Consider the following 14021-nt stretch of genomic DNA (forward strand, 5'->3'; position numbering starts at 1 on the left):
AACGGGATCGATAAATCGAACCCCTACAAAAGGCATAATGTATGTAATTAATGAATGCGTTTTATCAAAAATGCAATACACATAATGTAGGGGCGCGATTCATCGCGCCCACAACCGCAACGTAGATTTATAAATCAAACATTATTTATCACGCACAAATGTTACGTTAAATAGAATCGATCAATCAAGGTTCTGCTTGTATAAACCACTCACCAAAGGGCAACAATACAGACAGAGGTGATAAACATGTGGCCTTTCAATAAAAGCGACAAACAAAAACTTAAAAACCAAGATGCCCTAAAAAAATACCAAGAATGGTTGAGAAAATGGATGCTAAAGGGAGCCAAATTTCAACTGGCCAGCCTGGCGGTGGTTGCATTGGTGCTGGCTGGCTCATTGGTGGCAGTAAACCATTACCTGCTTACCCCTATTCAATCAGTCAATAATACCGTTAACCAAACCAAACAAACCCAAAACCAGAACAAAACAGCTAACCCAGCGCCACTGGCAACGGAGCAAACTGTAACCAAAGAACAACCACCAAAGCCCAACCCCGAACCGCAGGTGGATGTTAGTCAACTAACCATGCCGGTAATGGGTACGGTGGTCACCGGGTTTAACGACCCCTACTATTCCGAAACCTATGGCGATTACCGGTTTAGCGAAGGCATGCAATTTCAAACCCAACCGTCAGCACCAGTAAAGGCAGCTTTGGCGGGGAAAATAATCTCGCTAGATCAAGACCCAAATAACAAATACCTAATTGTAATCGACCACGGCCAAGGCTACCAAACAAAATACCAAGGACTGGACACCATTGAGGTATCACCGGACCAACAAATTATAAAAGGACAAACCCTAGGCACCACCAACAACCTAAAATTCACCCTAACAGAACAACAAACCCCCATAAACCCAGCTCAAGAATAGAGATGTAAGCATCATGCATATCGACATGCATGATGCTACTCTGCTTTTTGTAGGGGTGTTATATTTTATTTATTCTAGGATAAAATTTAGGTTTAATTTACCCTAAAATAGTTTATAATAACTATAAAAAGGGTAGGTGTTTTTTATGAAAGTTGGCACCGATTGTATTATAAGTATTTCTGAAGCAAATCAAAACTTTTCTAAAATAGCCAGGTTGGTTGATGAAAAGAAGAAAGTGTTGGTAATGAAAAACAACAAACCAAAGTATTTGATTATTGACTTTGACGATTACGAAAAAAATCAACTAGAAGAACAAAAACTTGATAGCATTGCAGATGATATTCTGTCTAAAAATCTAAATGTATTTAAAAGGCTGTCCGAGTAAATGAAATGGCTATCACTTGATTATGTTCTTAAGCTTCACCAAAGGATGATTAACCGTACTGGTGGTTCCCCAGGTTTGCGAGATATGGGGTTGCTTGAATCTGCAATTAATGGCCCACTGGCAACTTATGGAGGCCAGGACTTATATCCTGATTTTGAAAGCAAGGTCGCTGCCCTTTGCTTTGGCGTAATAAATAATCATTCATTCGTTGATGGAAATAAAAGAATGGGAATATATTTAATGCTAATTTTACTTGATTATAATGATTATCGTATAACTTATCATGAAGATGAATTAGTTGATTTGGGTATTGCTATTGCTGAAGGTATTTTATCAAAGAAATATATTGCCGATTGGATCAGGGGTCATAAAGTTGACGCAAGGTTATAAAAACTGGCACTTTTCAGGCCAGTTTTTTATTATTATGTTGGTATCTAAAAGTATTTGGTGATTCATTATTTATCAAAGAAGGAAGTATCTTTTCCTTCCCACATTCCTACAACTTGCCGAAAAGCATTCAATTTTTTTCGATGTTATCTTTTTTCATTAAAGCATCATGCATATCGACATGCATGATGCTACTCCTCTTTCTCCAACATAAAATTTCCGAACGTAGCGAACGGTGCCCCCACCGTTCCGTAAAGCAAAAAGTACCTTGCCGGTGCCAGGCTCCTGCCGTTGACAAGATTAACTCCCACCACCAACCCCAAACCATTTAAAATTCAAAATTCCTAATTCATAATTGCCTCTTCGGTGCATATATATGAAACTAGTTACAAGTGTGCCCGGGGAGGGAACTTAATGCAAGACTATATACAAAAACGTGTATTAGAAATATGCGCCTACATATTAGAAACCGGGGCTACAGTACGTCAGGCAGCCCAAGTATTCCAAGTCAGCAAAAGCACCGTCCACAAAGATATGACCGAACGTTTGCCTTCATTAAATAAAGAACTGGCTCACGAAGTCAAAAAGATATTAGATATTAACAAACAAGAACGCCATTTGCGGGGTGGAGAGGCCACCAGAAAAAAATACAAAGAGATATAAAGGATTTCTTTTCCCCATAGTCGAAATATGCTATGTTATAAGAAAAATGTTAAGGCTCAATTTTTCTTCACTATCGAAAAGCATATGAATTTAAGGACGATAGTATAAGTGCAACTAAGGCTTACGCCTAAAAGCCTGGCGTAAGCCAAGTTTTCTAAGAGCCTATATATTAGAGGACAAGCCCGGAAAAAATAAGGGGAGGAAATGTACCGAAAATGTTTGGATTATTTGGAGCACCTGATATAGGGATAGACTTGGGCACCGCCAGTATTTTGGTATATGTAAAGGGAAAAGGGATAGTCTTGCAAGAACCCTCGGTGGTGGCCATAAATAAAGACACCGGCAAAGTAATTGCCGTTGGTTCAGAGGCCCGCCGCATGCTGGGCCGTACCCCAGGCAACATTGTGGCCACTCGCCCACTGCGAGAAGGGGTAATTGCCGATTACGATGTCACCGAAAAAATGTTACAGTATTTTATCACTAAGGCCACCGGTAAAAACTGGTTATTTAAACCCAGAGTAATGGTTTGCATCCCCTCTGGTGTTACCAGTGTAGAGGAGCGGGCGGTACGCCAAGCATCAGTGCAGGCCGGGGCCAAACAAGCCCATCTAATAGAAGAACCATTGGCCGCAGCACTGGGTGCCGGCATAGACATCTCCGAGCCCAGCGGCTCCATGGTGGTGGACGTGGGCGGTGGCACCACAGACGTGGCGGTACTCTCTTTGGGCGGCATTGTTTGCAGTCGTTCCCTAAGGGTGGGTGGCGACAAATTTGACGAATCCATAGTTAGATTTATCAGAAGAGAATTCAACCTAATGATCGGTGAGCGCACCGGTGAAGAAATAAAAATAGAAGTGGGCAGTGCGTTAATAGATAACGACCGCAGCACCCAAATCCGCGGCCGTGATTTAGTAACCGGCCTACCCAAAGCCCTCACCGTAACCACCCGGCAAGTATACGAAGCCATATCCGAACCACTGGAGGCAGTGGTGGGGGCAGTAAAAGAAGTGCTGGAACACACTCCACCCGAACTGGCAGCAGACATAGTAAACAAAGGTATAGTAATGACCGGCGGCGGAGCATTATTGCATAACTTCGACCGTTTAATCAGCGAAGAAACCGGCCTGCCGGTATACGTAGCGGAGGACGCTGTCAGTTGCGTAGCCGTTGGCACTGGCAAAGCGCTGGCCATGTTGAATGTATTGCCGACGCAGAAGAATAAGAAGTTGTTTAAAAAAGTAATGGGGTAATTTTTATACGAATACAGTCATTATTACATACAAATGCCTCTTATGTCGCGGTGCCTATCATCACCGCAAGCAACCTTTGCAAGCACTCTGTAGGGGCTCGATTTATCGAGCCCTTAAAATGTAACGCTTGCGCGTGGTGAAACGGTTTAGTCTAAAAACAAACATTGTTTGCGGGCTCAATGAATTGAAGCCCCTACAAAAAGAGATAAGTACTACCAAGCAAAAAGCCAGTAGCTCGCAACGTCAGGTTGCGAGCCACTGGCTTTAATTTTATCTCAAGAACTTTTCTTCGTTAACATCATACCTAAAGAGAGCAATTTGGCTGTTGGACTTATCCTTAAAATTGAGGTTAATTTGTTTTAAATCTTCTATTTCACCATCATAATCCCCCACAACTTTATCACACACTACCATCACATGGGCATTTATATCCCTAGTAGAGTATTTATCCCAGTCAAACGTGGTATTAGCCTTGGTTGCCGTTAAAACTATATCTAACTGACCAAAATTTTCACCATAAGTGGCAGCGGTGGTGATAAAATCTAAGTTATCAACATAATAATGTTTGCCAACATAGTTGTTATCTAAAGGTTTAGCCTTTGATTTTACTTCAACGCCAGTTCTGTAATTGGCATCGTAAAAACGAGATTTTAAATTGGCGTCCCCATCTTTATCAAAGTCTAACAAAACATTTAAATTACTAACACGAATAACTTTACCTGTTACCTCGGTGTCTTTATCAAACTTTTTTTGGATATCCTCAATGATATCTTCCAACCAATCGTTGATATTTCTGTCGGTTAGAGCGTTCCAAGTATCTGTGTTATTAGCTAAGTTAAGATAAATATTTAGGTTAATGTCTCTTTTATCTCCGCTAAGCTCAAATTTCTCAAAATCAACACTTTCAAGTTTGCCATACTTATCAAATAGCAGCTCGGCAAACAGAGTATTTTCATCCTTAGGCTCAATGCTTCCAACTGGTTTATCACCAGTTTCCTCTGGTTCTGAACTATCAACAGAATCAATGCTTTCGTCGTCGATTGGCTCAGAAATATCAACAGACTCGTTACTGCTACTATATATTAAGACAGTATTATTTTCACCATCCCAATCTACCTCAGCATCCAAAATATTACTAATTTCCCGCAAAGGTACATAGGTAACGCCACTAATTGTAAAAGGTTCGTTGGCGGTGTTTACATATTTACCGTCCACGTTAATTTTAATGTTATTATAATGGATATTAACTTTTTGGGTTCCGTCAGATGTGTTAGCCATAACTTTAGGTTCGGAATTAGCTACAGCACTGTTATTACCACTCTTAATAAAGATGATATTATTTTCGGCATCCCACCTTACCTCTGCGTTCAGGATATTGCTAATCTCCCTTAAGGGCACATAGGTAATGCCATAAATGGTAAAGGGTTCGTTTGTAGTGTTAACATAGCTGCCGTCTACATTGATTTTAATGTTGTTGTAATGGGCATTAACATTTTTAACTCCAACGGAAGCACTGGCGGACTCAAAAGAAGCGGAAAACAAAAATAGAAATGCAACTAACGTCAGAAATATTCTGTTTTTCATCTAACATATACCTCCCCTTGAAAATTTTAGTTAGACATACCCTAATTATAAACAAATGGCTGTTGTTTTGTAACCATTTACTTAAAATAAAAAAATAACTTATTAGGGAACAAAACGGTAAACACCACCGTCTATTTTAGTGTTAGGTGATGGCGGTTAAAAAGTTTTAGAAAAGAATTTGAGAAAAAAATGATTTTCAGGGAACTTTTATAAAAAAGCTATCGTCTAAGTTTATGTACTGATTAATTAAAGTACAAAATTATGCAGGATTTTTACCATTTATGTAGAAATACAGTCACTTAGTTACTTTTTGTAAAGTAACTGGTAAAAACCTAAAGCATCAAAAAAGGTTTTTGGAAGTGGTGACGACGAACCAACTGGTTGGTCTGAACAAACTTTCCATAACTAGTAACTCCATAAATGAAGTTACTAAGAAAAACTATAAAAATTATTTTAGGAGGGAACATTCTTGGAAAAGAAATTAGGCTTAAAAGTAATTTCTAGTGCAGCTCTTGCAGGTTTGCTGTTTACTGCTGCACCTGCTTTGCCAGCTGATGCTGCAACCGACAACTATGCTTCTACTGTAACTAGAGTAGCAGCTGACGACGAGCAAACAATTGGTAATTTGGTTATCAGGGAAGATGAAGATAGTGATGGTTTCTTTTATCCTGGTGATGTTATCACAGTTAACTTGCCAGCAGGCGTTGAATTCTCAACTTCTGTAACCGAGGAAAACTACAGAGATTACGTTTCACTTAGTCATGATCAAGATGTGAAATTTGTTGCTGCTGGCGATAACTTTATTTCTGTTGAAATTGTAGGCGATCAAACTGACCATGAGGCTAAACTGACTTTTAATTTTCCAAAAGTTGATATCGATAGCGATGTAGAAGGAGACATAAAGGTACAAGTTGAGGCTCATGGAACTGCTGTTGATAGTAGTTCTGTTACTGTAGCACGTGTTATTGGTGGTGGTACTGTAACCACAATTTCTGATGTTGAATCCATTGGTATTGACACTACTGGAGATATTGGTACAATCAGAATTACTGAAGCTACTGTGGGTAAACTAAAAGCTGAAGGCGAACCAGGATACGAAGATATTGAATTGACTTTGCCTAATGACTATGAGTGGGTAAAAGGCAAAAACTATAAGGCACCTCAAGGCACTGCTGGCTTAGTTGTTGAAGTAGATGATGATGGCTTCGGTACTGATACACTTAAAATTAAAATTAAAAAGGCTAGTACCGGAACACAAGCCGGATTTATTAGCTTATCAGGCCTTGCAATTAGTGTTCCAGACGATGCTGACAATGGTGATGAAGTAGAAGTAACCGTTGATGGCAACGAAACAACTAAAGAGGACGTTGTAATTGCTAAAGTAGGTGACTTTGGTTTTGAAGTTGAAACTGAGGGTGACATTCCTACAGTAATTGCTGGTAAAAATGATCAAGACGTTGTTCAAATCAATATTGATGATGTAGTTGATGGCTCATGGATTAAAGGCAGAAGTGTAACATTAGAATTGCCTACATGGGCTGAGTGGAATGATACTAATGATGATGGACCATTAGAAACTACCAAAGTTGATGAAGAAGAATGGAAACTTACTGTTATTGGTGAAACTGGTGAGGCGGAATTAGAAGACCTGACTGTAAACATTGATTCAGATGCTCCAGAAGGCGACTTGGTAGTTACAATTACTGGTAGCCAAGGTATTGATGAAGAGGTAGTTATTGCCAAAGTATTACCTCCATTCAAGGTGAGTGCTGAGAAACCAGAATTCCAAATTGGTGTTAACAACCAAGAAATGGGTGACATTGTAATTACAGAAACTGAAGATGAAGCAATAGAGGAAAACAAATGGATCATTGTTAAAGCTCCGAATGGTATGTATTTTGCAGATACACCAACTGTTAAAGTAACTGACGGTGATATTGAAATTGATGACGAAGATACTGACGATGAGTACTTTGCATTTAGAATTGATGCTGAAAGTGCTAAGAGTGCATCAGAAATTACTATTTCTGATATTAAAATGAACTTAGACCGTACTGTTCCTGTAGGTGACATCACCTTCGACATCTTCATGACTTCAAACGATGCTATGAATGGTTATGTGGATGGAGATAAGGATGATCCTAAAAACAAATTCGATGCAAACACTAAGTTCTCAAAAGCTATTGATTCCGACTACTATGAAAAGGTTACCGATGTAGTAGTAGGTACCGTTGTAACTCCTGCACCAGACGAAGCAGGTAACAGTGTTGTTATGAACTTAGGTTCTACTCTCTACACTGTAAATGGTGCTACTAAAGTTATGGACGTAGCTCCACAAGTTATTGATGGTCGCACCTTTACACCCGTACGTTACGTGGCAGAATCCATTGGTGCTACAGTTGCTTACGATGAAGCTACCAAGACTGCAACCTTAACCAAAGGTGAAACAGTTGTTGAGTTCGTACTTGGCAGCAAAACCTACACTGTAAACGGTGCTGCTCAAACTATGGACGTAGCTGCTCAAGCTATCAATGGCCGCACCATGTTGCCTGCAAGATATGTAGCTCAAGCATTTGGTTACGAAGTAGGTTTCGATCCTGCCAGCAAGACTGTAGTAATCTCCAAATAATTAACTTATTAGTTAATTTGAAGCCCAGAATCGAATAGGTTCTGGGCTTCTCTATTAATACAACACTTTATACAATAAAGGGGCGCGCTATAAATGTCTAAACGTATATTAAGTATGTTTTTTGCGCTATGCTTTGCCTTGAGTGTCTTTATACCATCAGCTTTAGCTGCAGAAGATGCTAAGCAATTAACTCTAGATGATGCTATAAAAATGGCTTTGGAACGAAATAGAGATTTAAAAATACAAGACCTGGAAGTAGAAAAAGCAGAAGAGACCCTTGATGATTCTAGAACTAATGTAAGCAAAGGGAATACACCGACAAGTAACCTCTTGGCTGACCAAGAGACTGTGTTGAATTGGACCACTTATCTTAGTGATGAAACTCAATACCGTATAGCGACAAAGCAACTGGAAGCATTAAGACAACAAATGGTTGTGGATGTTAAAACGGCCTACTACGATGTCCTAACTGCTGAGAAGAAGTTAACCACAGCAGAAGAAGCTTTAAAATTAGCTAAGCTACAACTGCAACAGGCTCGTATAAAACAAGAAGTTGGTATGAGTACAAAGGTGGAGGTTCAGGGAGTGGAAACCAGTTACCAAAATGCTAATAAAGATTTGGTTGCTGCCACAAATGCGTTAGATGAAGCTAAAAGCAAACTAGCCACGCTTTTAGGTGTCAGTGGTAGTTTTGATTATAGTCTGGTAGATAATTCAAAGTATGAGCAAGTCGATTTCACTTCAAAGGATTATGTTGTTGCAAAAGCCCTCTCTCAAAGGGTAGAAATATGGGCGGCAGATCGTCTGGCTGAAGTGACGGATAGACTTAAAGATTTTGCTAGCAACTATAAAGTTGGAGATATTGAAGCGAGCATTAAGGATCTAGAAGCAGGTAACGCTAAAGATAAAATGAAGCAACAGGTTGAATCCTTATACCTATCTCTAGAAACATTGGACGAAAACTATAAAACCCTAGAGCAAAATGTCAAAACACTAGAAGAGAAAAACCGTGTTGTAAATCTACAATACGAGGTTGGTATGGCCACAGCCCTGCAAAAACAACAAACTGAGCAAGAATACAAAGAAAAATTACAGCAAATGAGAGAACTGGTGTACAACTATGATATCGCCAAAACACAACTGCAAGTGCTTACTGGTGATGATTTGGTGTCCCACTATAACAAGAAGTAAGTGCTTATAAACTCCCTAATCAGGGAGTTTTTTTCATGAGTTACAAGACAAACCACAATAACCTTTGAGAAATTAGCAGGAAAGGAGATGTGTTTGTCTAATTATATAATATGTTTGTCGAATATCAGTGATTAGGTGGGGTAATATGAGTAATACTAAAATGTATAATAACCTAGAGGCAAGTGGCAATAATTCTATTCGTAAATTTGCTATTATAATTTTATCTTTAATAATAATTATTACACCTTTCATGCGAGGTTTATTCTTCCCAGAGGATCAAGTAAAAATATTAATATTTGCTTCGCTGTTGGCCCTTACAGCAGCTTTTTATGTGTGGAGAAGTAGAAGTTATGGCGTTACAAACCTTACATTTCTAAGTCACCCCATAGACTTTCTTATACTAGCATTGCCACTAGTGTACATTATTTCAGGCTTTAACGCTGTCAATTTGGGATTATCTGTCGATGAAATACTAGTCAATGTTTTATACTTTGTTATCTTTTGGTGTGCCTCAAGGCTGATTATCACCCAAAAATCAGCGGAAGCAGTGTTAGCTGTAATCTTTAGCACGGCTTTTGTGTTATCTATTGTGGGTCTAGCGGCTGCTACTGATATTATAGCTATAAAGGATGGCTATATTAATGGTCGTATCTACTCAACGCTGCAATACCCAAACGCCCTTGCTTCATACCTAGGGGTAGGTCTATTAATTGGACTATACTTTTTAAACCAGTTTAGCCGTAAAGAAAGTAGCACAATAAAAGATAAAAGTAAATATATATCTGTAGGCATTTCAATAGTAAGCTTTATAATCTTACTTGTTTTTTGGGCTACCGGTTCCCGCGGTGGATTTTTGGTATTTGCCGCCACCTTACCCGTTTTTATATTTTTTAGCTTTAACAAGAAAAGACTATTAATCGAATTTATTATTATTGCCCTAGGGGCAATTCCCAGTTCAACCATGTTTTTACGCAGTGTAGAAGCAGGAAACCTAGGCATGGCTTGGCTATGGGTATTGTTAGGCATGCTGGTTGTTTTCATTGCTAAAATTATAATGTGGTTTGTGTATTCTAGATTTAATAGCAGAAAGCTCAAAATGGCAACTGCCGGTATCTTTGGTTTAGCAGGTGTTTCTGGCCTTGTTTACTTCTTGCTTCAAGGTGGAGTGGGTAATATTATAAGCCGGTTTTCAAACCTGCGCACAGCCAGTACTCGGGTAGAGTTTATAAGCGCAGCCACTGAGATGATTAAAGAACGCCCATTACTCGGATGGGGTGGTGGCGGTTGGCAGGAAATGTACCAATCCTACCTGGGGTATTTTTATAATACAAATGAAGCCCACAGTTATATTTTTCAGGTTGGTGTAGAGACCGGTATTATCGGTATGCTGGTAGTGTTGGCAATAGTAGTAGTATTTATCAAATTAGTATTTGACCTAGCTAAGGAGGGATACAGGGATCTAGCTGCTTTGTTAGGTACCTCTGCTATGTTGGTTTTCGTACACGCTACAATAGACTTTAACCTATCATTGGCAGCCCTTACTATTGTATTGATGGTAATACTAGCAATAACTAGAGGTTTATTAATTCAGTACAGCGATGTAAAATCAACTACTGACACTAAAAATAACGTTCAGTTTATAACCTCATTAGCATTAATTGGCGTTGTTACTTTAGGTGGGCTAATGCTGTTTTCAGCCAATAAAGCTTTGGCCGCATCTTACAACCATCTAAAATCTAATAACTATGGTTCTGCTATAGACCAAGCGGAATGGGCAGTTAGTTTAAACCCCTATAATGCGGAATATAAGTTATATCTATCAGACCTAATGCTTATGGTAGGTGAAAAGCAAAGAGCAGAGCAAGAGTTAACTGATGCTATACAAAAAAACCCTTACAATACTGCAGCCAAGCTAAGATTAGCTAACTTTTACTTAAGCCAAAAGGAATTTGACAAGGCCTTAGATGAAAGCAGAAAAGTAATTGAGTTAGAACCCCTAAGGGGAACACGATATGAACAACATGCTGCTATGTTAGTTAATGTGGTACAGCAACAACTTTATGATAGCAAAAATGAAGGGATACATAAACATATAAGTGAAATATTAAAACTTCCACAATTAATGAATGACAGATATAACCAACTTAGTGAGACAGAAAAGAGTCTTTGGACTGGTGCACCACCCCTTAACAAATTAACACCTAATATGAGGCTACTGTTGGGCCAAGCACGCTGCTATGCTGGTGACTATGATATGGCATTGAAGGAATTGGCCCAAGCAGAAAAAGGCGTCAATTCTAAAGATACTAAACTAAAAGGGGAAATACTACTATGGAAGGCTGCTGCTTTAGAAAAAGCAAATGTGATAGATGAGTCCAAACAAGCATATGAGAATGCTATAGAGTTGTACCCTAAAGGCGCCGAACTTTACTCAATAATAAAGCAAACTCTAAATAAAATTGATTAACTGCTAACAATATAACAGGGGTAATAAAATGAAAAAAACTACAATATGCATGTTTCTACTTAAAGAAATAAGGTACGATGCTAGGGTTCAAAAAGAAGCTAAAACACTAGCAAAAAATGGTCATAAGGTACTGATTTTTTATATTAAAAAGGATAACGCTAACTTTTTGTATCCTGGTGTTACTTTGGTCCCCTTTGGAAAAGCACAGGTTAAACATAAAAATCTAAGTCCTAAATCTAGGTTTTTATATTCACTAAAAAAACCTTTCCGGTTAGTAAAGAATTTATTAGCATATAAAAGATATTTAGATTTTGTAATTAAATGGTTACTAGAGAATGGCTACAAAAGTGATTTAGCTTTCCACTGCCACGACTTACCGGCGCTGCCCATTGGGTTATGTTGTTCAGCCAAGTTTGGTGGTAAAGTAGTATATGATTCTCATGAGTTATACCCAGAAATGACGGGGCGAGGTAGTTTAGAAAAAATAATATATACATTAATAGAGAGTAATTTAATTAAACGTGCCGACATAGTTATTTCTGCCAATGAGCCAAGGGCTGAAATAATGAGTAAAAAGTATAAAATTAGTTTGCCAGTAGTAATAAAGAACTACCCCGATGAGGAACAAAGTAATAATGCTAATATAAAACTACGAAATCAACTAGGTATAGAAAAAGAAACTGTAATTATCATATACATAGGTGGACTTCAGGGCGGCCGGGCACTGACTAACTTAGTTGAAGCAATGAATTTTATTGAGTCAGGTGCGGTGTTGCTATTAATCGGTTATGGCAACTTAACAACTGCACTGAAAGAAAAAGTTGAAGTTGAAGGTTTAACAGAACGGGTAATAATAATGCCCCCTATAAATCCTTCGGAAATACATGGCTATTTAAAACAAGCTGATTTGGGTGTAGCTTTTTATGAAAATATAAGCTTAAATAACTGGTTAGCAGCTCCTAATAAAATGTATGATTATATAATGGCAGACACACCGGTGCTTGTGGGTAATCAACCAGGTATAAGTGAAGAAGTGGCACAATATAATGTTGGGCTAATTTGTGAAACATTAGAGCCAAACGCAATTGCAAAAACCATAACTAAATATATAACTAATGAAGGCTTAATACAAAAATTAAAGAGTAACTGTAAAGATAATAAACAATTGTTCTTATGGTCAACACAAGAGCAGAAACTATTAAATATATACAGTCATTTGGAGAGGGGACTTTTAAGTTGCAAAAAATTTGCGTAGTCGGATTAGGATACATAGGCTTACCAACAGCAGCAATGTTTGCAAGTGCCGGTTTACAAGTTCATGGTGTGGATATCAACACTAAGATCGTTGAAGAAATATCACAGGGTAAATGCCCTTATGTAGAACCCGGTCTGCCAGAGCTTATTGAAGAGGCTGTGAGATTAAAAAAGTTGACGGTTAGTACGACGCCAGAAAAAGCTGATGCATTTATACTTTCAGTACCAACCCCCTGCACAAAAGAAAAACAAGCTGATATGAAATACTGCAACGAAGCTATGAAGTCGATAATTCCATATTTAGAAGAAGGTAATCTAATTGTCTTGGAATCAACTGTCTATCCAGGTGCCACCGAGGACGTTGTGATAGCTCAATTAAAAGCCAATGGAATGCAAGACAAAAATATTTATGTTGCACATTGTCCGGAAAGAGTTATACCTGGAAAGATTGTTGATGAGTTAGTCAATAACTATCGAGTTATAGGCGGTAATACTAATAAGTCAGCAGAAGTAGCAAAAGAACTTTATAGCTCTTTTGTTAAGGGGCAAATGTACACTACTAATCTCAGAACCGCAGAAATGGTTAAATTGATGGAAAACACATTTAGAGATGTTAATATAGCTTTAGCTAATGAAATGGCTAAGATCTGTGCAAGCTTGGGTATAAATGTTTGGGAAGCAATTTCATTAGCTAATGAACATCCGCGGGTTAACCTGCACCAACCAGGACCAGGGGTAGGGGGACACTGTATTGCGGTTGATCCTTACTTTATCATTGGAGCAGCCCCGAATTTATCAGAACTAATTACCACTGCACGAAAAATAAATAGCAGTATGCCGGGGTATGTAGTGGATATTGTTAGTCAAAAAGTGAAGAAAGCCGGAAAAGTTGCGGTGTTAGGGCTAAGCTATAAAGCAAATGTAGATGACACTAGAGAAAGTCCTTCCCTGGAAATTATTAATTTACTAAAGAAAAAGGGCTATTTAGTAACCGCCTACGATCCCTATGTCCCAACATCTATAGAATTAGAAGAATGTTTAGACCACGCTGATTGCGTTTTAATAACAGTGGACCATACAAATTTTAAATCACTCAACCCAGAAGTATTTAGCCTATTAGTTGCAAACAAATTAATTATAGATACTAAAAATATAATTGATCATGATGTGTGGGAAAAAGCGGGATTTGAAGTTATCTTGCTAGGCGATGCCATTAATAAAGATGATGTTAATAATTTTTTTGATAATAAATCTTTAGCCGCTAATGCCTAAACACAACAC

The 14021-nt window shown here is 38.4% G+C and carries 11 protein-coding genes; 10 read left to right on the plus strand and 1 reads right to left on the minus strand.

The annotated features are described in order from the left end of the window. Positions 1-246: 246 nt before the first annotated feature. The 5 genes from V6C27_13230 to V6C27_13250 all read left to right on the plus strand — a co-directional run bounded on the left by V6C27_13230 (position 247) and on the right by V6C27_13250 (position 3615). Positions 247-930: a M23 family metallopeptidase gene (locus tag V6C27_13230; protein ID MEG6617368.1), complete on the plus strand. Its 684-nt coding sequence runs from the start codon at positions 247-249 to the stop codon at positions 928-930. A gap of 145 nt (positions 931-1075) precedes the next feature. Continuing rightward, the gene (locus tag V6C27_13235; protein ID MEG6617369.1) at positions 1076-1315 is read left to right on the plus strand and encodes a type II toxin-antitoxin system Phd/YefM family antitoxin; all 240 of its coding nucleotides are present in this window, start codon (positions 1076-1078) and stop codon (positions 1313-1315) included. Then, positions 1316-1705, plus strand: a complete 390-nt coding sequence (locus tag V6C27_13240) for a type II toxin-antitoxin system death-on-curing family toxin (GenBank protein ID MEG6617370.1) — start codon at positions 1316-1318, stop codon at positions 1703-1705. It abuts the gene before it with no gap. Positions 1706-2116: 411 nt separating this feature from the next. After that, positions 2117-2365 carry a sporulation transcriptional regulator SpoIIID gene (gene spoIIID / locus V6C27_13245; protein MEG6617371.1) on the plus strand — a complete coding sequence of 83 codons (249 nt, stop codon included), beginning with the start codon at positions 2117-2119 and terminating at the stop codon, positions 2363-2365. Between the two features lie 215 nt (positions 2366-2580). Continuing rightward, positions 2581-3615: a rod shape-determining protein gene (locus V6C27_13250; GenBank protein MEG6617372.1), complete on the plus strand. Its 1035-nt coding sequence runs from the start codon at positions 2581-2583 to the stop codon at positions 3613-3615. Positions 3616-3885: 270 nt separating this feature from the next. Here the strand turns inward: V6C27_13250 and V6C27_13255 are convergent, their stop codons facing one another. Then, positions 3886-5199: a copper amine oxidase N-terminal domain-containing protein gene (locus tag V6C27_13255; protein ID MEG6617373.1), complete on the minus strand. Its 1314-nt coding sequence runs from the start codon at positions 5197-5199 to the stop codon at positions 3886-3888. Between the two features lie 469 nt (positions 5200-5668). On the opposite strand from V6C27_13255, the gene V6C27_13260 reads away from it, so the two are divergent. From V6C27_13260 to V6C27_13280, 5 genes are all read left to right on the plus strand, one after another. Next, a complete protein-coding gene (locus tag V6C27_13260) occupies positions 5669-7828 on the plus strand; it encodes a copper amine oxidase N-terminal domain-containing protein (GenBank protein MEG6617374.1) in 2160 nt (719 codons plus the stop codon). Between the two features lie 93 nt (positions 7829-7921). Continuing rightward, positions 7922-9019 carry a TolC family protein gene (locus V6C27_13265; GenBank protein MEG6617375.1) on the plus strand — a complete coding sequence of 366 codons (1098 nt, stop codon included), beginning with the start codon at positions 7922-7924 and terminating at the stop codon, positions 9017-9019. A 145-nt stretch (positions 9020-9164) separates the two neighbouring features. Next, the gene (locus tag V6C27_13270; protein ID MEG6617376.1) at positions 9165-11486 is read left to right on the plus strand and encodes an O-antigen ligase family protein; all 2322 of its coding nucleotides are present in this window, start codon (positions 9165-9167) and stop codon (positions 11484-11486) included. A 28-nt stretch (positions 11487-11514) separates the two neighbouring features. Continuing rightward, the gene (locus tag V6C27_13275) at positions 11515-12741 is read left to right on the plus strand and encodes a glycosyltransferase family 4 protein (GenBank protein ID MEG6617377.1); all 1227 of its coding nucleotides are present in this window, start codon (positions 11515-11517) and stop codon (positions 12739-12741) included. Next, positions 12723-14012 (plus strand): nucleotide sugar dehydrogenase, encoded by a 1290-nt coding sequence (locus V6C27_13280; protein ID MEG6617378.1) that lies wholly within the window; start codon positions 12723-12725, stop codon positions 14010-14012. Before V6C27_13275 ends, V6C27_13280 begins: the two co-directional genes overlap by 19 nt. Positions 14013-14021: the final 9 nt, after the last annotated feature.

The organism is Peptococcaceae bacterium 1198_IL3148, assembly GCA_036763105.1.
In the GTDB taxonomy this organism is placed as follows: domain Bacteria; phylum Bacillota; class Desulfotomaculia; order Desulfotomaculales; family Desulfohalotomaculaceae; genus JBAIYS01.

Bases quoted from the DNA above. Each gene is read 5' to 3' on its own strand.
- V6C27_13240 (MEG6617370.1), top strand. From the start codon at position 1,316: ATGAAATGGCTATCACTTGATTATGTTCTTAAGCTTCACCAAAGGATG.
- V6C27_13265 (MEG6617375.1), top strand. From the start codon at position 7,922: ATGTCTAAACGTATATTAAGTATGTTTTTTGCGCTATGCTTTGCCTTG.
- V6C27_13230 (MEG6617368.1), top strand. From the start codon at position 247: ATGTGGCCTTTCAATAAAAGCGACAAACAAAAACTTAAAAACCAAGAT.
- spoIIID (MEG6617371.1), top strand. From the start codon at position 2,117: ATGCAAGACTATATACAAAAACGTGTATTAGAAATATGCGCCTACATA.
- V6C27_13250 (MEG6617372.1), top strand. From the start codon at position 2,581: ATGTTTGGATTATTTGGAGCACCTGATATAGGGATAGACTTGGGCACC.
- V6C27_13255 (MEG6617373.1), bottom strand. From the start codon at position 5,199: ATGAAAAACAGAATATTTCTGACGTTAGTTGCATTTCTATTTTTGTTT.
- V6C27_13235 (MEG6617369.1), top strand. From the start codon at position 1,076: ATGAAAGTTGGCACCGATTGTATTATAAGTATTTCTGAAGCAAATCAA.
- V6C27_13270 (MEG6617376.1), top strand. From the start codon at position 9,165: ATGAGTAATACTAAAATGTATAATAACCTAGAGGCAAGTGGCAATAAT.
- V6C27_13275 (MEG6617377.1), top strand. From the start codon at position 11,515: ATGAAAAAAACTACAATATGCATGTTTCTACTTAAAGAAATAAGGTAC.